Raw genomic sequence first — 19,749 nt, 5'->3', positions numbered from 1 at the left:
CTGACCGCTTGAATCCGCCATCTCGTTCGCCCGACGCAGTTCGCGGACCTCGCGCTCGAGCTCGGCCAGCCGCTGCGCGTCGTCGGTCGTGGTACCCGGCCGAACACCGCCGTCGATCTCGGCCTGACGGACCCAATTCCGAAGCGCTTCGGGATGAACCCCGAGCTGATCGGCGACCCGCTTGATCGCCCCACGAGCGGACTCGGGGTCCTTCCTGGCGTCCATCGCCATCCGCGTCGCCCGCTGCTGGAGCTCAACGCTGTACTTCCTCGGTGCTGCCATGACTCTCATCATCCTTCCCAGGATTGAGAGCCTCCATCAGACCCGGGGCGATTCACCTCGTCGAGCCAGGCGTTGTACTGGTCGGCCATCCGGGGTGTGAAGAACAGCGGAAGCCAGCCGTCGGCGATCTCGGCGGCCAGGGCGATGTTCTTGGGGCCCTCCGCGCCGAGGTGGACCGGGATGTCCCGGCGCAGCGGATGCACGATCGACTTCAGGGGTTTTCCGAGGCCGGTCGCCGACTCGTCGGACAGCGGGAGCGGATAATGCGGTCCGGGACTGGTCACCGGTGCCTCCCGCGCCCACACCTGGCGCATGATGTCGACGTACTCCCTGGTGCGTGCCAGCGGCTTCGCGAATCGCTGGCCGTACCAGCCCTCGACCACCTGCGGGCCGGAGACGCCGAGACCGACGATGTGCCTGCCGCCCGAGAGGTGGTCGAGAGTCAGGGCCGCCATCGCACACGCGGTGGGCGTGCGGGCCGACAGCTGAAGCACGGACGTGCCGAGTCTGAGGCGTTCGGTGTCGCTCCCGTACCAGGCGAGGGGAGTGTAGGCGTCCGAACCCCAGGCCTCCGCCGTATAGACGGAGTCGAAGCCCGCCCGTTCGGCGGCCTGAACGAGTTCGCGGTGGTTCGTGGGCGGCTGGGCGCCCCAGTATCCGAGTTGCAGACCGAGTTTCATCCCTCGAGGCTAACGGGGCAGTCGCGGGCGAGGCCCGCCATCGGGGGGCTGAACTGAGATCCGTCGGGGCAGCGGTGCCGGAGGGCGGATCACCCTCGGACGCCGCTGACCCGACGGATCTCGGCCTGGTCAGTCGGTCAGCGGTGCAGGTCGAACCGGTCCGCGTCCATCACCTGCGTCCACGCGGCGACGAAGTCGTCGACGAACTTGGCTTCGGCGTCGTCGGCCCCGTACACCTCGGCCAGCGCCCGGAGCTGGGCGTTGGCTCCGAAGACGAGGTCGGCGCGCGTGGCCGTCCACCGCGTCTCTCCGGTGGCGAGGTCGGCGCCGACGAAAGTGCCGTCGCCGGCGTCGCTCCACTCTGTCTCCATATCGAGGATGTTGACGAAGAAGTCGTTCGTCAACGTCTCGGGACGGTCGGTCAGCACCCCGTGCTGCGATCGTCCGTGATTGGCGCCGAGCACACGCAGACCGCCGACCAGCACCGCCGTCTGCGGGGCGCTGAGCTGAAGCAACTGCGCGCGGTCGACCAGCAGGTACTCCGCCGGGATCGGCGCGTCGGCGGCGAGGTAGTTGCGGAAACCGTCCCAGCGGGGCTCCATCACCTTGAACGACTCGACGTCGGTGTTCTCCTGCGTGGCGTCGGTGCGGCCGAGTGAGACCGGCACCTGGACCGTGTGGCCGGCCGCACCCGCGGCCTTCTCGATCGCCGCGGCCCCGCCGAGGACGATCACGTCCGCCACCGAGACCTGCTTGACGCCGGACCCGGCGTTGAACTCCTGGGCGATCCCCTCCAGGACGGGGAGCACTTCGTCGAGCTCGGCGGGCTCATTGACGGTCCAGTGGCGCTGCGGCTCGAGACGGAGACGACCGCCGTTGGCGCCGCCGCGCTTGTCGCTGCCGCGGAACGACGCCGCAGCCGCCCACGCCGTCTTGACCAGCTGCGACACGGTCAGGCCCGAATCGAGGATCCGCTCCTTGAGCGCCTGGGCGTCGGCGTCGTCGATCTGCTCGTAGTCCGCTACGGGGACTGGGTCCTGCCAGACCAGGGTCTCCGACGGGACCTCGTCGCCGAGGTAACGGGGAAGCGGGCCCATGTCCCGGTGCGTCAACTTGAACCATGCGCGTGCGAAGGCGTCGGCGAACTCGTTCGGGTTCTCCAGGAAACGGCGCGAGATCTTGCCGTACACCGGGTCCTCGCGCAGAGCGATGTCGGTGGTCAGCATCATGGGCTGATGCCGCTTGTCGGGATCCTGCGGGTCGGGGACGCTGGTGGAACCGGCGTTGTCCTTGGGCCGCCACTGGATGGCTCCGCCCGGACCGGTGTACGTCTCCCACTCGTAGCCGAAGAGGGTCCAGAAGAAGTTGTTGTCCCAGGTGATCGGCGTGCTGTTCCACGCTCCCTCGAGCCCTGAGCTGATGGCGTCGGCACCCGAGCCGGTGCCGTAGGTGCTCTTCCAGCCCAGCCCCATGTTCTCCATCGGAGCGTCCTCGGGCAGCGGTCCGACATGGTCGGCCGGACCCGCGCCGTGCGTCTTCCCGAAAGTGTGACCGCCGGCGATCAGGGCGACCGTCTCCTCGTCGTTCATCGCCATCCGGCCGAAGGTCTCGCGGATGTCGACGGCGGCCTTGAGCGGATCCGGATTCCCGTTGGGGCCTTCGGGATTGACGTAGATGAGGCCCATCTGGACGGCGGCGAGCGGATTCTCGAGGTCGCGGTCGCCGGTGTAGCGTTCGTCGTCGAGCCAGGTGGTCTCCGGTCCCCAGTAGATCTCCTCCGGTTCCCACTTCTCGGTGCGGCCGCCGGCGAACCCGAAGGTCTTGAAGCCCATCGATTCGAGGGCCACGTTGCCGGCGAAGATGATGAGGTCGCCCCACGACAGCGCGGAGCCGTACTTCTTCTTGATCGGCCACAGCAGTCGGCGTGCTTTGTCGAGGCCCGCGTTGTCGGGCCAACTGTTGAGGGGCGCGAACCGCTGCATGCCGTGGCCGGCGCCGCCGCGACCGTCGGCGACGCGGTATGTGCCGGCCGAATGCCAGGCCATCCGGATGAACAGCGGGCCGTAGTGGCCGTAGTCGGCGGGCCACCATGCCTTCGAATCGCGCATGAGCGCCTCGATGTCGCGGCGGACCGCGGTGAGGTCGAGGGATTCGAAGGCCGCGGCGTAGTCGAAGTCGGCGCCCATCGGGTCGCCTTCGGCCGGGTTCTCGGCGAGGAGCTTGAGATTCAACTGCTTCGGCCACCAGTCACGGTTGCCGCCGCCTTCGGCAGGGGCTGCCATCGCGGCCGCGTGGACCGGACATCCTGATGCGTTCTGAACGGGCTGTTGGTCGGACACTGCGGTTCCTTTCGGTGGGTGAAACTCCGGGGTGGCGATCAGTGAGCTGAACTGTCAGGACGACCGGAGTCGCCCGGAACGTCCTCGGCGGCGAGACAGTCGGGGCAGACGCCCCAGTAGATGACCTCGGCCTCGTCGATCTGGAAGCCGTGGTCGGTGGCCGCCTGCAGACACGGGGCCTCACCGACCGCGCAGTCGACGTCGCGGACGTCTCCGCATACCCGGCAGACCAGGTGGTGATGGTTGTCCGCGATCCGCGTCTCGTAGAGCCAGACGTGTCCCGACGGCTGGATCCGCCGGATCAGGCCGGCGTCGGTCAACGCGTGGAGGACGTCGTACACCGCTTGCCGCGAGACGCCGGGCAGTTCTTCGCGAACCGTCGTCAGAACGGTCTCGGTCTCGGCATGCGGATGCGCGTCCACGGCCGCCAACACGGCCAGTCTGGGCCGGGTGACTCTCAGCCCGGATCGCCGGATGACGGTGGAGTAGTCGGTGGCCATGCCCCCACTCTACGGCTTTTCTGGACTAAATCCAGTTTTCTCGAAATCTGCCACGGTGATGACGGCGTCACTCGACACGGACGAGCCCGCCGACCTGGTCAGAAAGGCCCGAGGGACGGCGCGCATCATCGTGTCGATGACCTCGCGGCTCACGCCGGCGGCGAGAAGATCAGGAATCACGCGGCCGGTCACCTGGAAGTAGTCCCAGTCCGGCGCGGCCTCGGCCAGGCTCGCAGGTTCGAACCAGTCGCTGAAGCAGAAGGCGTCCTGCGACAGCATGATCCGGTCGGAGTACCCGCGCTCGATCAGAGCGAGAAGCGTGCGCATACGGTCGGCGTACGGCAGGAGGACGTCGACGCCGAATCGATCGAGTCCGAGCAGCGAGCCGGCATCGGCCAGCCTCATGAGGTAGTCCAGATCCGTGGTGTCGCCGCAATGCGACATCCGGACCCGGCTCAGATCGACGCCCTCTTCGGCCAGGACCCGCTGGGCCACCAGTCCGGATGCGGTGTGCGGGTTCGTGTGGACCACCACCGGCGCGCCTGTCTCGACAGCCGCCCGTCCCACGGCCCGCATCACGCGCTCGACGCCCGTGCTCAATCCCTCGGATTCGATCGCGCAGTAAAGGAACCCGGCCCTGATCGCGCTGCGGCCGATGCCGACTGTCAGGTCACGGACGAACCGGCGCTCGAGCGGGTCCGGCGCGTCGAAACCGAGTCCGGGTCCGGTGTAATGAAACTGAAAAGGCAGATCGTGATAGGTGTACAGGCCGGTGGCCAGCACGATGTTGAGGTCCACGCGGTCGGCTACGGCGGCGATCCGTTCCACGTTGCGGCCGAGCCCGGGCACCGAGACATCCATCAGTGTGTCGATGCCCGAGGCCTTGAGTCGGGTCAGCGTGGCGACCGCCGCATCGATCTGGGCCTGCTCGTCCCAATCCGGCAGGAAGTTGACGCGATAGTCGTCGTTCACGACGAAGATGTGTTCGTGGGAGAGCACGTTGCCCAGGCGGTCCGCGTCGATCGGACCGGCCGCGGTTTCGATGCTCTCCATGGCGCCTCTCACAGAAATGGGCACCGTAGCGGCGCCCGCGATCATTGCCAACCTAGCCGCAGGAGACGCGCCTTGGCGCCGATACCGCAGAAGCCGTCCCACCGCACTGCTCATGGTTCGCAGATCGGGCCCCGACCTGCGGACTTCTCAGCGTCTGCTCAGTGAGCGGAGCCGAAGATGGACGGTATGCCGAAGCCCTCGATGACCGTCGGAGTCCTACTGCTGCTCACGACCGCCGCTCTCGGTGCGGTCGTCTACGACGTCCACGGCCCGCTCGCCGCCGACCGGAGCGTGTGGGAGTGGACGCTCGGACAGCGTTCCGGAACCGCGACCGGCGTCGCCGTGTTTCTCTCCACCGCTCTCAGCCCTGTCGGAACCATCGTCCTCGGCGCGGTGGCCGCGATGGTCCTGTGGCGCCGAGACGGCGGCGTCGAGCGAGCCGCGGCCCTGCTCTCGACGGTCGTCGCCGCGGCCGCCGTCGCGGAGGTGTTCAAGATCGCGGTGCATCGGACCCGGCCTCCGGTCGCCTGGCAACTCGAGGCCCATGAGACCGCTGGGTCGTTCCCGTCCGGACACACCACCGGCACCGCGGCGCTCGCGTTCGGGCTGGTCGCGGTCACCGCGGCGTCGGCGTCCGCCGCAACCAGAGTCGTCGCGGCGTGCGGAGCGCTGGCCGTGGTGCTCGCGGCCGCCGCATCCCGGCTCTACCTCGGAATGCATTGGATCACCGATGTGACCGCAGGCATTCTGGTCGGGGCAGCCGCCGCGCTGATCGTTCCGCCGCTGGTGCACGCGGTGCTGCGGCATGCGCCGCTGCATGCGAGGTCATGACCTAGGCTGTTCCCATGTTGAGCCCGGGCCAGTACTTCGCCAACTACTTGATCGAGCGAAGACTCGGGGTCGGCGGCATGGGGGAGGTGTACCTGGTCGCACATCCGCGGCTCCCCCGGGAAGATGCGCTCAAGGTGCTGCCCGCCGAGCTGACCGGTGACCCCACCTATCGGGCCCGATTCATCCGTGAGGCCGATCTGGCGTCCCAACTCGATCACCCGGGCATCGTGAGCGTGTACGACCGCGGTGAGTTCGAGGGGCAGCTCTGGATCGCGATGAAGTACGTCCCCGGGGCGGACGGCGACGCCCTGCTCCAGCAGTCGGGACCGCTCGACCGGGCGACGGTCTGCGAGATGATCGGCGCCGTCGCGGACGCTCTCGACTACGCGCACTCGCGGGGAATGCTGCACCGCGACGTCAAGCCCGCGAACATTCTGGTGGACGACTCGACCGCGGCGCACCGCAAGGTGTATCTCACCGACTTCGGAATCGCTCGCACCACCACCAGCGACACCGCGCTGACAGCGGCGAACCTGACGGTGGGGTCGATCCAGTACTGCTCACCGGAGCAGTTGCGCGGGGCCGCACTCGACGGACGCACCGACCAATACGCGCTTGCCTGTACCGCGTTCCGGCTCCTGACCGGCCGAGCGCCGTTCCCGCTCGCGAAACCGACCGACATCATCAACGCTCATCTCCACGCTCCGGCCCCGAGCGCCACCGCGGTTCTGCCCACTCTGGCACCCGCCGTCGACCTGGTCCTCGCACGGGCGATGGACAAGGACCCCGCCCGCAGGTACCGGACGTGCCGAGAGTTCGCGGACGAATTGGACGGGGCGCTGCGCAGACCGGGCTTCACACCGCAGGCGGCGACGCCGCAGGCTCCGGCGGCGTACGCGCCGACGATGATCAATCCGGCTCCGACCCCACCGCACAGCGGGGCACAGCCCACCGCGCCCCTCGCGCCGCAGTCGCCGCCGGCGCAGCAGGGCCCGTCGCCGGCGCAGCCCTACCCGCAGCGTCCCCGAATCGGCGCCTTCGGCCCGCCCCCGGTACCGCAATCTCCGGTACCGCAGCCCCCGATACAGCAGCCCCCGGCACAGCAGCCACCTCATTTCGGGCCGCCGCCCGGAGACTTCGGCCGGCAGCAGCCCTACGGTGCGCCCGGGTATCCGCCCGAGCCGACGGACACCGGCAGGCGGAAAGCCGTGATCGTGGCGGCGATAGTGCTGGTCGTCCTCGCGGCGATCGCGGTCGCCGGATTCTTCGTCTTCCGCGGCGACGACGGTCCCGACACCGCGGCCGGGACGTCCACCGTGCCGTCCACTCCCGAGTCGACGTCGTCGCCGGTGAGTACGTCGGCTCCCTCGACCACTGCCGGCGGGCCCGCGGTGGTCGCCGGCGTTCCGACGCTGTGTGCGGGCGGGGTCACGACGCAGTCGTCGTCCGCGTCCAGAGTCGGGACCGGACCGATCTCCATTCCGTCGAACGACCTTCCGGTCAGCGGCTGGGATCCCGACAACATCTCGCAGATCCCGTTCGCGGTGACGGCCAACGGCATCAAAGCCTCACGCCCGGCCGGCACGTCGGGGTGGATGGCGCAGATCGCCGTCGGCACGCTGCCCGCATCCTTCCGCGATCGCACGGAGCCCATCGCCAGGAAACTGGTGGAGTGTCTGTCGTCGAGTTCGGGGTACTCGGGAGTCGACGCCTCACCGGCCCGGATCGAGGACGTGCGCAACGACCGGCTCGACAACAAGATCACCGAGTACACGCTGATCCGGGCTCGCATCGACGTCCGCAATCAGCGCTCCGGTGTGCTCGGTGACGATGTCACGGTGGTCGTCGTGAACAGTTCTCCGATGACCTTCGCCTTCGGAGTGAGTCCGATCAACGATGCGACCACCAGGGCCGAAGTCGACAAGGCGATCGTGAATCTCCGCGTGCAGACCGGGAATTGATCGGCGCGAGTCAGAGCAGCTGCCAGGCCAGGGCGGCGCCGAGCGCACCCGAGGCGTTGAGAGTCCAGTGCAGGACGATCGGGGCGAGCAGATTGGCCGTTCGGAAGCGCAGCCAGCCGAGGATCCATCCGGCCGCGGAGGTCGCGACCACCGCGCCGACCACGCCGGCGACGGCGGCTCCGACGCCGGCGCCGATCGCATCGGTGACACCGGCGTTCCCCGCCGAGAGTCCGAGCGACGAGGCGATGTGCCACAAACCGAACAGGGCCGCACCGGCGATCAGAGTGAGCCGCCGGCTCATCACTCGCCGCAACGATCCCTGCAGCACACCGCGGAACAACAGTTCCTCGGGAAGCACGGTCTGCACGGGAATCCACACAAGAGCGGCGAGCAGCGCGTCACGCGCGGACGAGTAGCGGTCGTTCAGGAAGAACGTCCGGGTCCAGGGGATGGCGACGCCGGCACCGACCACCACGACGACCGCGACCACGACGATCGCCGACCACCGGAACCCGTACTTCAGCTCCGAGGAGCTGATGCCCATCTCCGACCACGCCAGGCCCCGCATCCGCGCGAGGAGCACCACCGCGACCGCGCCCACCGGAACCGCGAGGAGCCCCGGCCAATGCCCGGCGAAATGCGCCAGGGCGTTGACCGTGATCAATGCCGCGACCACGACGCCGACGATCGCCCAGTCTCGATGGTTGCGCGCCTGGCTCACTCGGCCTCCGGTCTGACGATTCTTCGAGCATCCCCCGCCACCTGAGCTATCTGACATGCGGCAGTGTGGGAACCACCGAACAATACCCGGACCGGGCCCCTCCCGGAGCGTCCACGCGATCCGGTCCGGGTAGGGGACAATGTGCTCCATGTCTGCCGACCGCCCCACTACCGCGCCCGCCGACAGTCACGACGTCATCAGAGTCGGTGGCGCGCGGGTCAACAACCTCAAAGACGTCAGCGTCGAACTGCCGAAGCGCAGGCTCACCGCCTTCACCGGAGTCTCCGGGTCCGGAAAGAGCTCGCTCGTCTTCGGCACCATCGCAGCCGAGTCGCAACGGCTGATCAACGAGACCTACAGCGCGTTCGTCCAGGGATTCATGCCGACGCTGGCCCGCCCGGACGTCGATGTGCTCGACGGCATCACCACTGCCATCATCGTCGACCAGGAGCGGATCGGTGCGAATCCGCGGTCGACGGTCGGCACCGTCACCGACGCCAACGCGATGCTGCGGATCCTGTTCAGCAAGCTCGGCGATCCCCACGTGGGCAGCCCCAACGCGTACTCGTTCAACGTCCCGACCGTGTCGGGCGGCGGTGCGATCAAAGTCCAGCGAGGCAAGCAGACCAAGGCGGTCAGACGGTCCTTCGAGCAACTCGGAGGGATGTGCCCGCGATGCGAGGGGATGGGAACGGTCTCCGACATCGACCTGAGCGAGATCTACGACGCGGACAAGTCGCTGTCCGGCGGAGCGCTCAAGGTGCCCGGCTACAGCATGGACGGCTGGTACGGCCGCATCTTCGCGGGCAGCGGCTACTTCGACATGGACAAGCCCGTCGGCCGGTTCTCCGATCGCGAACGCGATGATCTGCTCTATCGCGAGGCCACCAAGATCAAGGTCGAGGGCATCAACCTCACCTACGAGGGCATCATCCCGAAGATCACCAAATCGATGCTGTCCAAGGACATCGACTCTGTGCAGCCGCATGTGCGGGCCTTCATCGAACGCGCGGTCACGTCCACGACCTGCCCGGAGTGCGACGGCACCCGACTGGCCGAGCACGCCCGGAACTCCCGGATCGGCGGAGTCAGCATCGCCGACGCATGCCGGATGCAGATCTCCGACCTCGCGGACTGGGTGGCGGGGCTCGACGAGCCGACGGTGGCACCGCTGGTCGAGAAGCTCCATGCGGCACTCGAGTCGTTCGTCGAGATCGGCCTGGGCTACCTGTCCCTGGAACGGCCCACCGGAACACTGTCGGGCGGGGAGGCTCAGCGCACCAAGATGGTCCGCCACCTCGGATCATCGCTCACCGACATCACCTACGTCTTCGACGAACCCACCGTGGGACTGCATCCGCACGACATCGCCAGGATGAACGCCCTGCTGCTGCGACTGCGCGACAAGGGGAACACGGTCCTGGTGGTGGAGCACAAACCCGAGGCCATCGTGATCGCCGACCACGTGGTCGACCTCGGGCCGGGCGCCGGATCGCTGGGCGGAGAGATCTGCTTCGAGGGCACCGTCGAGCAATTGGCGGCCTCGGACACCTTGACCGGGCGTCATCTCCACGACCGCGCGCGGCTCAAGGACAGTGTGCGGACCCCGTCGGGATTCTTGGAGATCCGAGACGCCACCACCAACAATCTGCGCCACGTGGACGTCGACATCCCGCTCGGCGTACTCGCCGTCATCACCGGTGTCGCGGGGTCGGGCAAGAGCTCCCTGATCCACGGCTCGCTGCCCGCCGACGCCGACGCGGTGTCGATCGACCAGACGGCGATCCGCGGCTCCCGGCGGAGCAACCCGGCGACCTACACCGGTCTGCTCGACGCCATCCGGAAGACCTTCGCGAAGGTCAACGGAGTCAAACCCGCTCTGTTCAGCCCCAACTCCGACGGCGCGTGCCCGAACTGCAAAGGCGCGGGCGTGATCTACACCGATCTCGCCACGATGGCCGGCGTGGCGACGCCGTGCGAAGTCTGCGAGGGGAAGCGGTTCGACGCCGCGGTGCTCGACTACCGGGTCGACGGCCGGGACATCAGCGAGGTGCTGGCGATGTCGGTGGACACGGCGTTGGAGTTCTTCGACGACGGTGACGCACGCACGCCGGCAGCCCACAAGATCCTCAAGCGTCTCTCCGACGTCGGACTGGGCTATCTGACCCTCGGCCAGCCGCTCACCACGCTCTCGGGAGGCGAGCGCCAGCGCATCAAGCTCGCGATCGCGATGACTGAGAAGGCCGGCGTATACATCCTCGACGAACCGACGACCGGACTGCATCTGGCCGACGTCGAACAACTGCTCGGGTTACTCGACGCCCTGGTGGAGGCGGGGCGCTCGGTGATCGTGATCGAGCATCACCAGGCGGTCATGGCGCACGCCGACTGGATCGTCGACATCGGTCCGGGCGCGGGTGACGACGGCGGCCGCGTGGTCTTCGAGGGAACGCCGCGCGACCTCGTCGCATCGGCTTCCACCCTCACCGGCCGGCACCTGGCCGAGTACGTGGGCGCGGGTACCGGCGCCGACTGAACCCGGTGTCGGAGGCTCCCGCGCTACGTCGCGGGCCGGTGGACGGCCGGTCCCTGCTCCACGTGCATCCGGGCCGCCGACAGACTGCCTCGCGCCTCGAAGGTGCGCTCGTATCCGGTGGAACTGATGCGCCAGCCGTCGGGTGTCCGCCGGTAGGCGTCGCGGTAGAACGCGGCTCCGATGATGATGACGTCGTACTCCGGAACGATGACGCGGTCCTGCAGGTACCAGCTGCCGGTGGCGGTGTCGCCGTCGGTTTCGATGATCGGATGGTCGACGCGATGCTCGGTCACCATGGTCGGAGCCATGATCGTGCTCAGATGTGCGACCAGAGAGGCTCGGTCGTCGAAGGTCAGCGGCCGGCCGTTCACCTGCGATCCGTATTCGGCGTGCACGTCGTCGGTGAGCGTGTCGGCCAGCGCCGACCAGTCCTTCGTGTCGACGGCTCGCAGGTAGCGGTACTTCACGGTCTCGATGGCGCGCAGATCGTCGGCGGTGGTGATCGTCATGGGGGAGTCCTAGGGGCTGTCGGCGGGAGGTCGTCGGCCGGTGATGGGGCGGGCGGTCAGAGATCGGGGAGCGGCATCACCATGTTGGGGGCGATGAGACCGCCGTCCACCTCGATGGTCTTGCCGGTCATGTACGCCGAGCCGTCGCCTGCCAGGAACACCGCGGCGGCGGCGATGTCGTCCGGCACACCCAGTCGGCGCAGCGGGGTGCGGCTGACGATCTCCTCGCGGATCGCGTCGTCCTCGGCGACGTAACCGAGCGCGGGTGTGTTGATGGTGCCGGGTGCGATGGCGTTCATCCGAATGCGCGGCGACAGGTCCTGCGCGGCCATCCGGGTGTAGTGCGCGAGGGCCGCTTTAGCCGTTCCGTAGGCCAGCAGCCCGCGTCCCGGCTGAGTCGTGATCGACGAGGTGATGTTGATGATCGAACCGCCGCGGTCGTTGGACAGCATGCTCGGTACGGCCGCCAGATTGAGCGCGTGCGCCGTCCCGACGTTGAACGCGAAGGCACCGACGAGTGCTTTGACGCTGGTCTGCAGAAAGGGCTTCGGGAGGGCGCCGCCGACGTTGTTGACGACGATGTCGAGCGCACCGAACTCCCGCGTGGCGGCGTCGACCAGATCGGCGGGGTCGTCTTCGGCGACATTCGCGGGCACGGTGATCGCGCGTCGGCCCAGTCTCCGGATCCGGTCGGCGACCTGCTCGAGTTGGTCGGCACTGCGGGCAGCGATCACCAGGTCGGCGCCGGCTTCCGCGAGACCGAGCGCGATGCCGGCTCCGATGCCGCGGCCGGCACCCGTCACGATCGCTGTTCTGCCCTCGAGGGACTGGGTCTGGCTCATGGGACCGCCTTCATGAATCGAATATTCGAATAGGTGTGATTGAATATCCGTCACAAGGTAGCGGGGTATGAGACGCGACACAAGATCGGCCCGCATGCGGGGGAGGACACACATGGCCGGATCGCCACCGACGCGCCGGGTGATCGACACCCTCGAACTTCTCGCCCGCGTCGAGCGCCCGCAGACCATCGCGGAGATCGCCGACGAGCTGGGAGTGGCCCGCGCCACGATGTCGGCGATCCTGGCCGAGCTCGACGACGCGGGGTGGGCTGAGCGCGACGCCTCTCGTGCCTATCGGCTGGGCCCGGCGGCGATGGCACTCGGCGGAGTCTCGCCTCCGGCGCTTCACCTGCCGAATCCGGACGTGGCGCAGGTTCTCGACGAACTCGTCGCGGCCACCGACTGCGGAGTGACGCTCGCGCGGATGGCGCCCGGCGCGATGACCGTCGTCGCCAAACGGCACAGCGAGGTGCGGCCGGTTCCCGGACTGGGGCTCGGCCAGTCGTTGGCGATCGTCTTTCCCGTCGGGGCCGCGGCGATGGCCTGGCGGGAGGCCGACCAGGAGGCCTGGCTGGGCGAGCGAGACCGTCCGAGACGGAGGCTCCTGCTCGAATCGGTACGTCGGCGCGGTTTCGCGGCGTACCGCCCGGAGTCGTCGGACGCGATGCTCGTCGAGGTGCTCGCCGAGTTGCTCGGCGCGGTGGGTCCGCTTCTCATCGACCCCGCGCTCCGCCACACGGCGACCCGTCGGCTCGCGCAATTGTCGTCGCGTGCGTATTCCGACGACGAACTCGACGGCGCTGACGCGCAGCCGATCAGCTATCTCGCAGCACCGGTCTTCGTCGGCGACCAGGCCGAGTTCGAGTTGCAGCTGGGGGTGCTCAAATCGGCGGTGGACGGTCGCGAGCGTCGCAGGCTCGTGACCGCGCTCGTCGAGGCGGCGGACCGGATCTCGGCACTCATTTGATCCGGCGGCGGCTCAGACTTCACTCGCCGCCAAGGCGTCGCTGAGGAGTTCGAAGGCGCGCTCGACGAGTTGCCGGTCGGCCGGTTCGAGCGTCTCGAGAGCCTCGGCGATCCGCCGCACCCGGGCGTTCCGCGTCGTCGAGACCACTTCGCACCCCGATTCGGTGGGATAGAGCAGTCGGGCCCGCGCATCGAGTGGATCGGGTCGCCGCTCCACGTAGCCCATATCCTCCAGGCCGGTGACGATCCGCGAGATGGCGGGGGTGGAGACCGATTCGATCTCGGCCAGCCGGGACAGCCGAAGGGGTGCGTGCTGGGTGATCGACCACAGGGCCGCGGCGGTTCCAGCGCTGAGACCGGAACCGGAACCGGCCACCCGCAGCACTCGATTGATCCGCACGAGCCGGTGGTGCAGCGAACGCACGTCGACGAGCTGCTCCTCGTTGTCCGACACCTGCTGCCTCCTCCGATGAACCGTTCCCACGCATGGTAGTCGGAGGCTCCCGGAGGGCTCGGGTCGCGTATGCGGCCACCGGCGGGGTCTCCACGCCCGCAGCCGCCGCCGAAGTGTGAACGTCGCTCCTTTGCGCTCTGTCGGAATCGGTGCGCGACGCTAGGTTCTGACCTGCGATTACACCGTGACCGCGCGAACCGTCCGCCGATATGCGCTACGGTGAAAACGCTAATAGAGGGGAATTGTTCTGAACGGGATCTGGGATTTCATATCGAGCCGCAAGTCGCAACTTGTGGTCGATTCCTACTTGCACGTCAGCGCAGTGATTCAGTGTCTACTCCTGGCGACGATCATCGGAGTGGGCGTCGGAATCGCGGTATATCGCAGCCCCGGAGGCTCGGCTATCGCAACGGCGCTCTCGAGCACCATTCTGACCATTCCGTCGTTCGCACTTCTCGGTCTGCTCATTCCGATAGTGGGCCTCGGTGTTCCGCCGACCGTCATTGCGCTGACGATGTACTCGCTTCTGCCGATCGTGCGTAACACCATCGTCGGTCTCGGCGCGGTCGACCCCGCGGTCACCGATGCCGCACGCGGCATCGGAATGAGTCGTCTCCGCGTGCTGACGCGGGTCGAGTTGCCGCTGGCATGGCCGTCGATCCTCACCGGCATGCGTGTCGCGACGCAGATGGCGATGGGAATCCTGGCGATCGCGGCCTACGCGAAGGGCCCCGGCCTGGGCAATCTCATCTTCTCCGGTCTGTCGCGCGTCGGTAGCCCCACGGCTATTCCGCAGGCGCTGACGGGCACCGTGTTGATCGTCATCCTGGCTTTGATCCTCGACGGGATCTATGTCCTGATCGGCCGATTGACAACGTCGAAAGGGATCCGTTGACCCACAGCAAAGATGACGCAGAGAATGAGATCTCCGGAGTCGAGATCGTTCTCGAGCATGTCTCGAAGATCTATCCCGGCCAGCGCGAACCTGCTGTCGAAGACGTTTCTCTGACCATTCCGGCAGGCGAGGTCGTGGTCTTCGTCGGGCCGTCCGGCAGCGGTAAGACCACGACGATGCGCATGATCAATCGGTTGATCGAGCCGACGAGCGGCCGAATCACCATCGGCGGCCGGGACGCACTCTCGATCGACGCGAACAAACTGCGACAGAGCATCGGGTACGCCATTCAGCAAGGTGGCCTCTTCCCGCACATGACGGTCGCACAGAACATCGCCGTGGTGCCCAAGCTGCTGAGATGGGATAAGAAGCGGATCGCCGACCGAGTCGACGAACTGCTCGACATGGTCGGCCTCGACGCCGACGAATTCGGCGGTCGGTATCCGCGCCAGCTCTCGGGTGGACAGCAGCAGCGCGTCGGCGTCGCGCGAGCCCTGGCCGCCGATCCTCCGGTCCTGCTCATGGACGAGCCCTTCGGCGCGGTGGACCCGATCACCCGAGGCGTCCTGCAGGACCAGTTGATGCAGTTGCAGGCGGAACTCCGCAAGACCATCGTCTTCGTGACCCACGACTTCAGTGAGGCCGTCAAACTCGGCGACAAGATCGCGGTGCTCGGCGCGCGCTCGAAGGTGCTGCAGTACGACTCGCCGGAGGCGATTCTGGCCAACCCCGCCAACGAGACCGTCGAGGGCTTCGTGGGCTCCGGTGCGTCGCTGCAGCAGCTCAACCTGCTGCGCGTGCGAGACGTGGACATCGAGCAGCGGCCGACGGCCCACGAAGGAGATTCGGCCGCCGACTTCGCTGCACGGATCGGCAGTGACTGGGGAATCATCCTCGACAGCCGTGACCGGCCGATCCGGTGGACTGACGGGCGGCACCTGGTCGGCGCATCGTCGATTCGCGGCGTCGGTATCCCGCTCGGTGAGACGGTCGCCACGAGCTCGACCCTCCAGGACGCGCTCGAAGCGATCCTCGCCGAACGTAACGCGTCCGCCGTGGTCACCGGTGCCCGCGGCCGCTACGTCGGTGTGGTCACCATCGAGACGCTGATCGACTCGATTCGCGCGCTGCGCGAGGAGCACGAGGGCAGTCCCGCGATCGTCGACCCGCACGCCGATGACCCAGCTGCGGACCTGACCGCGGACGCCTCGCCGGAAGGCACCAGCTGATGACCAGCGCGGAGGCGGTGTCCAAGGAGACCGGTGCCGGGAGGGCCAGCAATCTTCAGCTGTGGATTCAGCCGACGATCGCGGTGCTGCTCGCGGCGGGCGTGCTCGGTTGGGCCTTCTCCCGGGACCTGACCGCCACCCAGAAGGCGACCATCAATCCGTCGTACATCGGGCAGCTCGTCGGTGAGCATCTGGCCTTGACCGTCGCGATCGCCGCGATCGTCGTCGTGGTGGCGGTACCGCTCGCCGTGCTGGTCACACGACGTCGATTCCGCTGGCTGGCACCGTTCTTCATCGGCGTGGCCAACATCGGGCAGGCGGCGCCGGCGATCGGTCTGCTGGTGCTCTTCTTCCTCTGGACCGCCACGACGGGCTTCTGGATCGGCGTGCTGCCGATCGCGTTCTATTCGCTGCTCCCGGTGCTGCGCAACAGCATGCTCGGCCTGCAGGAGGTCGATGCGGCGACAATCGACGCCGCCAAGGGACAGGGGATGTCGGAGCCGCGAGTGCTGGCCCAGGTGGAGCTGCCGCTGGCGGTGCCCTTCATCCTCGCCGGCCTGCGGACATCGCTGGTGCTCGCGGTCGGCACGGCGACCCTGTGCTTCCTGGTCGACGCCGGGGGACTGGGCATCCTGATCGACACCGGTTACAAGTTGCGCGACAACGTGACACTGGTCGTCGGAGCCGTGCTGGCCGTCGCGCTGGCGCTCGTCGTCGACTGGTTCGGCGCGCTCGCCGAACGGTACCTCGGACCCAAGGGGCTGCGATGACACCGCACCTGCCCGCGGCCGCACGCCGCCCACTGCGCTCGCTCGTCGCGCTGATCGCGGTGGCCGCCCTCGTCTTCGGTGCCGCGGCCTGCGGTCTGCAGTCGGGCGGTGCGCTTCCGCTGCCGGTGAAGCCGGGTTCGATCACCGTGCAGCCCGATCTCGAGGGACAGACCATCACGGTCGGCTCCAAGGACTTCACCGAGCAGGTGATCCTGGGGTACATCCTCGGCTTCTCCCTCGCCGCCGCAGGCGCCAACGTCCGCGATCTGACCAACATTCAGGGATCCAACAGCGCACGCGACGCGATGGCCGCGGGACAGGTGGACGTGACGATCGAATACACCGGTACCGGCTGGATCAACTATCTCGGCAACGAACAGCCGATCCCGGACTCCACCAAGCAGTTCGAGGCCGTCCGTGACGCGGATCTGGCGAAGAACGGCATCGTCTGGATCGACCCGGCGCCGATGGACAACACCTATGCCCTCGCGGTGAATCAAGAGAACGCCGCGAAGACCGGTGTCAAGACGATCTCCGACTACGCCGCGCTGGTGAAGAAGGATCCCGCGGCGGCGACCACCTGCGTCGAGACCGAGTTCCGCAGCCGGCAGGACGGCTTCCCGGGTATGGCCGCCAAGTACGGGTTCGATCCGGCGCAGGTGCAGATGCAGATCCTGCAGACCGGCATCATCTACCAGGCGGTCGCCAACGGGAATTGCGTGTTCGGAGAGGTCTTCACCACCGACGGCCGGATCAAGGCACTGAACCTCAACGTGCTGGAGGACGACAAGCAGTTCTTCCCGCACTACAACGCGGCGGTCACCATGCGTTCCGATGTCAACGAACAGTTCCCGTCTATCGCGAAGGTGATGGCGCCGGTGATGGCGAAGCTGACGTCGGAGCAGATCAGCGAGCTGAATCGTCAGGTGGACGTGGACGGACGCGAGCCGGCCGACGTCGCGCGCGACTGGCTGGTCGAGAACGGCTTCGTCAAAGTCTGACTCGACGCTGTTCCCCGTGGTTACGGAACCGTAAGTTACGGTACCGTAGCTCGCATGGACGTAACGCTCGAGAACGCCGACGAGGTGTACCGGTATTACAGCGACCACCGTCAGAGCCGGATGAAGGCGCTCGCCATGTACGGCGTACTGGCGGCTCGACACCGTCCGCGTGTTCGCTTCGAAGACGACGCGCACGACCGTCTGCGCGCTGTTGTCCGGCGAAGCGAGGTGCCGCTGGTGATCGCCGCCAATCACGTGCGCCAGACCGATCCGTTCATCCTTGCCGCATCCGGCTTCTTGTCGCCGCTGCGCCCGCGGATCGGGCGGATGCGTGTGTTGGCCAAAGACGAACTCTTCGACGATCCGGACCGTCGCCGCAAGATCGACGACCTCGGCGGCATTCCGGTCTTCCGTCAGAAGGACCACGGTCTCCGCGCCGCGGCCACCGCGGGCAAGCAGATGATGGACGTCTGCATCGAGCGGATGGGTCGGGGAGACTCGATCGCGATCTTCCCCGAGGGCACGTGCAACGAGGAGGATCCCCGGCTGCTTCAGAAGGTCAGCAGCGGAGTCGGCCACATCGCGAGCGGGGCACTGAAGAAGGGGAGTCGGCCGTGGTTGGTGTGCGCGGGCATCGCCTATCCGGACCAGGACCGCCCGGTGGTGGTCTTCAGCGACCCGATCGCACTCGATGCGGTCGCTGCGGCCACTCCGGCGCAGACGACCCGGCTGGTCGCCGCCGAACTGCAGCGCGCCGTCACGGCCGCCCATGCGTCGCTGCAGATCGGGTGATGCCGGGACGTCATCGCGCTTGAGCCGAGTACTCCGGGTTGGGACGCATGTCGATGCCGCTCGCCACCCGGTTCGTCATGTTGAAGAACGCCGCGGTCGACGAGATGTCGAAGATGTCGCGATCGGTGAAGCCCACCGCGCGCAACGCCTCTCGATCGGCGGCGTCGAGTTTCGAGGGCTGCTCGGTCATCTTCTCGGCGAAGAGCAGCATCGCACGGTGACGATCGGACAGATCGGCGGCCCGGAAATTCATGACGAGCAGTTCGCCCAGTTCGGGATCGCCCGACAGTTGGCGCACGGCGGCTCCGTGCGCCGTGAGGCAGTAATAGCACTTGTTGATCGACGAGACGACGACGGCGATCATCTCGCGTTCCAGCTTCGACAGTCCCGAGTCGGCCAGCATCAGGTCGTTGTACATCGCGGTGAAGGCGCGAAGCTTGGTCTCGTCGAAGGTGTACGCCTGCAGGACGTTCGGGACCATCCCGAGCTTCTCGCGGCAGACGTCGAAGTACTTGAGCGTGTCGGCGCTCAGTTCTCCGGCGGGCAGATCGAGCGCGGTGATTCGGTCGGTCATGGGGAATTCCTCTCGCAGCACGTCGTCCGGCCGCCGAAATGCGCGGCCCTGGCGATCGTATGACGACCGAACGAGTGATCGGTACCGATTAGGCGAGTCAGCGGATGAAGTAGCGCGTCTCCGGGTCGGTCCGGGCCTGCCAGCCCGCGCGTTCGAGTTCGGGCACCGAGTTCACCTCTTCCGGATAGCCGATGCAGAGGTAGGCGACGAATCGCCACCCGGGCGGAACGCCGAGGGCCCGATGCACCTCGTCGGGTTCGACGATCGAGATCCAGCCGACGCCGATGCCGCGGGCGCGGGCGGCGAGCCAGAGACTGCTGATCGCCGTGACCACGGAGTAGGCGAGGGTCTCGGGCATGGTTCGACGACCGAGGCCGTGTCCCTGCTGCGGGTGGTCCTCACTGAAGACCGCGAGATGGACAGGTGCCTGATCGAGCCCGGCGAGTTTGAGCGAGGCGTACTGCTGGGCACGCTCGCCGCGGTATCCCTCCAGTGCTTCCGCATTGCACCGGGCGAAGGTGGATTTCACCACTGCCCGCAGCTCCGGCGACCGGACCTCGACCCATCGCCAGGGCTGGCTGTTGCCCACGGACGGCGCCAGTTCGGCGGCGGCCACGATCTCCTGAATCAGTCGCGGCTCGACCGGGTCGGTCCGGAAGCGTCGCACGTCGCGGCGCCAGCGGAGGAGTCGGTCGAACTCTTCGATGAACTGCTCGCCGAAACTGCCCTCGGCTTCGGGCGCGGTGGTCATCGTCTGCCTCTCGTCGGATCTCCGGGCCAATGGTATCGGCTGCACGCCGGCCGGTGATCGTCC

At 67.5% G+C, this 19,749-nt stretch carries 18 protein-coding genes and 2 pseudogenes; 9 read left to right on the top strand and 11 right to left on the bottom strand.

Features of this window, described 5'->3' with window-relative positions; genetic code table 11:
* Positions 1-18: 18 nt before the first annotated feature.
* The 5 genes and pseudogenes from P5P27_RS20870 to P5P27_RS10095 all read right to left on the bottom strand — a co-directional run.
* Positions 19-225 (bottom strand): annotated as a pseudogene (locus tag P5P27_RS20870) (transposase); the annotation flags it as partial.
* A gap of 71 nt (positions 226-296) precedes the next feature.
* Positions 297-962: pseudogene (locus P5P27_RS10110) on the bottom strand (LLM class flavin-dependent oxidoreductase); the annotation flags it as partial.
* 137 nt (positions 963-1,099) lie between these two features.
* Positions 1,100-3,244, bottom strand: coding sequence for a catalase/peroxidase HPI (gene katG, locus P5P27_RS10105; protein ID WP_423201248.1), 2,145 nt, complete (start codon positions 3,242-3,244; stop codon positions 1,100-1,102).
* Positions 3,245-3,339: 95 nt separating this feature from the next.
* Positions 3,340-3,801 carry a Fur family transcriptional regulator gene (locus P5P27_RS10100; RefSeq protein ID WP_006895049.1) on the bottom strand — a complete coding sequence of 154 codons (462 nt, stop codon included), beginning with the start codon at positions 3,799-3,801 and terminating at the stop codon, positions 3,340-3,342.
* A gap of 9 nt (positions 3,802-3,810) precedes the next feature.
* A complete protein-coding gene (locus P5P27_RS10095; RefSeq protein ID WP_006895048.1) occupies positions 3,811-4,854 on the bottom strand; it encodes a phosphotriesterase family protein in 1,044 nt (347 codons plus the stop codon).
* A gap of 177 nt (positions 4,855-5,031) precedes the next feature.
* Here P5P27_RS10095 and P5P27_RS10090 point away from each other — a divergent pair, with 177 nt between their 5' ends.
* Both P5P27_RS10090 and P5P27_RS10085 read left to right on the top strand, forming a co-directional pair.
* Positions 5,032-5,685: a phosphatase PAP2 family protein gene (locus P5P27_RS10090; protein WP_278127383.1), complete on the top strand. Its 654-nt coding sequence runs from the start codon at positions 5,032-5,034 to the stop codon at positions 5,683-5,685.
* 14 nt (positions 5,686-5,699) lie between these two features.
* Entirely contained in the window at positions 5,700-7,646 is a 1,947-nt protein-coding gene (locus P5P27_RS10085) for a serine/threonine-protein kinase (RefSeq protein ID WP_278127382.1), read from the top strand.
* Positions 7,647-7,656: 10 nt separating this feature from the next.
* Here the strand turns inward: P5P27_RS10085 and P5P27_RS10080 are convergent, their stop codons facing one another.
* Positions 7,657-8,367 (bottom strand): CPBP family intramembrane glutamic endopeptidase, encoded by a 711-nt coding sequence (locus tag P5P27_RS10080; protein WP_006895045.1) that lies wholly within the window; start codon positions 8,365-8,367, stop codon positions 7,657-7,659.
* A 148-nt stretch (positions 8,368-8,515) separates the two neighbouring features.
* Between P5P27_RS10080 and P5P27_RS10075 the strand changes: the two genes are divergently transcribed.
* Positions 8,516-10,903, top strand: coding sequence for an ATP-binding cassette domain-containing protein (locus P5P27_RS10075; RefSeq protein ID WP_062367711.1), 2,388 nt, complete (start codon positions 8,516-8,518; stop codon positions 10,901-10,903).
* 23 nt (positions 10,904-10,926) lie between these two features.
* Here the strand turns inward: P5P27_RS10075 and P5P27_RS10070 are convergent, their stop codons facing one another.
* A complete protein-coding gene (locus P5P27_RS10070) occupies positions 10,927-11,412 on the bottom strand; it encodes a nuclear transport factor 2 family protein (protein WP_062367712.1) in 486 nt (161 codons plus the stop codon).
* A 56-nt stretch (positions 11,413-11,468) separates the two neighbouring features.
* On the bottom strand, positions 11,469-12,254 hold the full coding sequence (locus P5P27_RS10065) for an SDR family oxidoreductase (RefSeq protein WP_045538464.1): 786 nt from the start codon (positions 12,252-12,254) through the stop codon (positions 11,469-11,471).
* A 112-nt stretch (positions 12,255-12,366) separates the two neighbouring features.
* Between P5P27_RS10065 and P5P27_RS10060 the strand changes: the two genes are divergently transcribed.
* A complete protein-coding gene (locus P5P27_RS10060) occupies positions 12,367-13,221 on the top strand; it encodes a MarR family transcriptional regulator (protein ID WP_278127381.1) in 855 nt (284 codons plus the stop codon).
* A gap of 12 nt (positions 13,222-13,233) precedes the next feature.
* Here the strand turns inward: P5P27_RS10060 and P5P27_RS10055 are convergent, their stop codons facing one another.
* Positions 13,234-13,674 (bottom strand): MarR family winged helix-turn-helix transcriptional regulator, encoded by a 441-nt coding sequence (locus P5P27_RS10055; protein ID WP_045538462.1) that lies wholly within the window; start codon positions 13,672-13,674, stop codon positions 13,234-13,236.
* 247 nt (positions 13,675-13,921) lie between these two features.
* Here P5P27_RS10055 and P5P27_RS10050 point away from each other — a divergent pair, with 247 nt between their 5' ends.
* Genes P5P27_RS10050 through P5P27_RS10030 form a run of 5 tightly spaced genes read left to right on the top strand, consistent with a single transcriptional unit; the run spans position 13,922 to position 18,361 of the window.
* The gene (locus P5P27_RS10050; RefSeq protein WP_174302276.1) at positions 13,922-14,569 is read left to right on the top strand and encodes an ABC transporter permease; all 648 of its coding nucleotides are present in this window, start codon (positions 13,922-13,924) and stop codon (positions 14,567-14,569) included.
* Entirely contained in the window at positions 14,566-15,798 is a 1,233-nt protein-coding gene (locus P5P27_RS10045) for an ABC transporter ATP-binding protein (RefSeq protein ID WP_278127380.1), read from the top strand. Before P5P27_RS10050 ends, P5P27_RS10045 begins: the two co-directional genes overlap by 4 nt.
* Positions 15,798-16,568: an ABC transporter permease gene (locus tag P5P27_RS10040; protein ID WP_006895037.1), complete on the top strand. Its 771-nt coding sequence runs from the start codon at positions 15,798-15,800 to the stop codon at positions 16,566-16,568. The genes P5P27_RS10045 and P5P27_RS10040 overlap by 1 nt, the downstream gene beginning before the upstream one ends.
* Positions 16,565-17,569 (top strand): glycine betaine ABC transporter substrate-binding protein, encoded by a 1,005-nt coding sequence (locus tag P5P27_RS10035; protein ID WP_278127379.1) that lies wholly within the window; start codon positions 16,565-16,567, stop codon positions 17,567-17,569. The genes P5P27_RS10040 and P5P27_RS10035 overlap by 4 nt, the downstream gene beginning before the upstream one ends.
* Before the next feature lie 54 nt (positions 17,570-17,623).
* Positions 17,624-18,361 carry a 1-acyl-sn-glycerol-3-phosphate acyltransferase gene (locus P5P27_RS10030; protein ID WP_278127378.1) on the top strand — a complete coding sequence of 246 codons (738 nt, stop codon included), beginning with the start codon at positions 17,624-17,626 and terminating at the stop codon, positions 18,359-18,361.
* Positions 18,362-18,371: 10 nt separating this feature from the next.
* Here the strand turns inward: P5P27_RS10030 and P5P27_RS10025 are convergent, their stop codons facing one another.
* Entirely contained in the window at positions 18,372-18,935 is a 564-nt protein-coding gene (locus tag P5P27_RS10025) for a peroxidase-related enzyme (RefSeq protein ID WP_006895034.1), read from the bottom strand.
* Positions 18,936-19,032: 97 nt separating this feature from the next.
* On the bottom strand, positions 19,033-19,686 hold the full coding sequence (gene bluB, locus P5P27_RS10020; RefSeq protein ID WP_006895033.1) for a 5,6-dimethylbenzimidazole synthase: 654 nt from the start codon (positions 19,684-19,686) through the stop codon (positions 19,033-19,035).
* Positions 19,687-19,749 lie beyond the last annotated feature (63 nt).

The organism is Gordonia sihwensis, from assembly GCF_029632925.1.
GTDB classification, from domain to species: Bacteria; Actinomycetota; Actinomycetes; order Mycobacteriales; family Mycobacteriaceae; genus Gordonia; species Gordonia sihwensis.
Note: the sequence above shows the minus strand (reverse complement) of the source record. Positions and strands in the feature narration are given on the sequence as shown.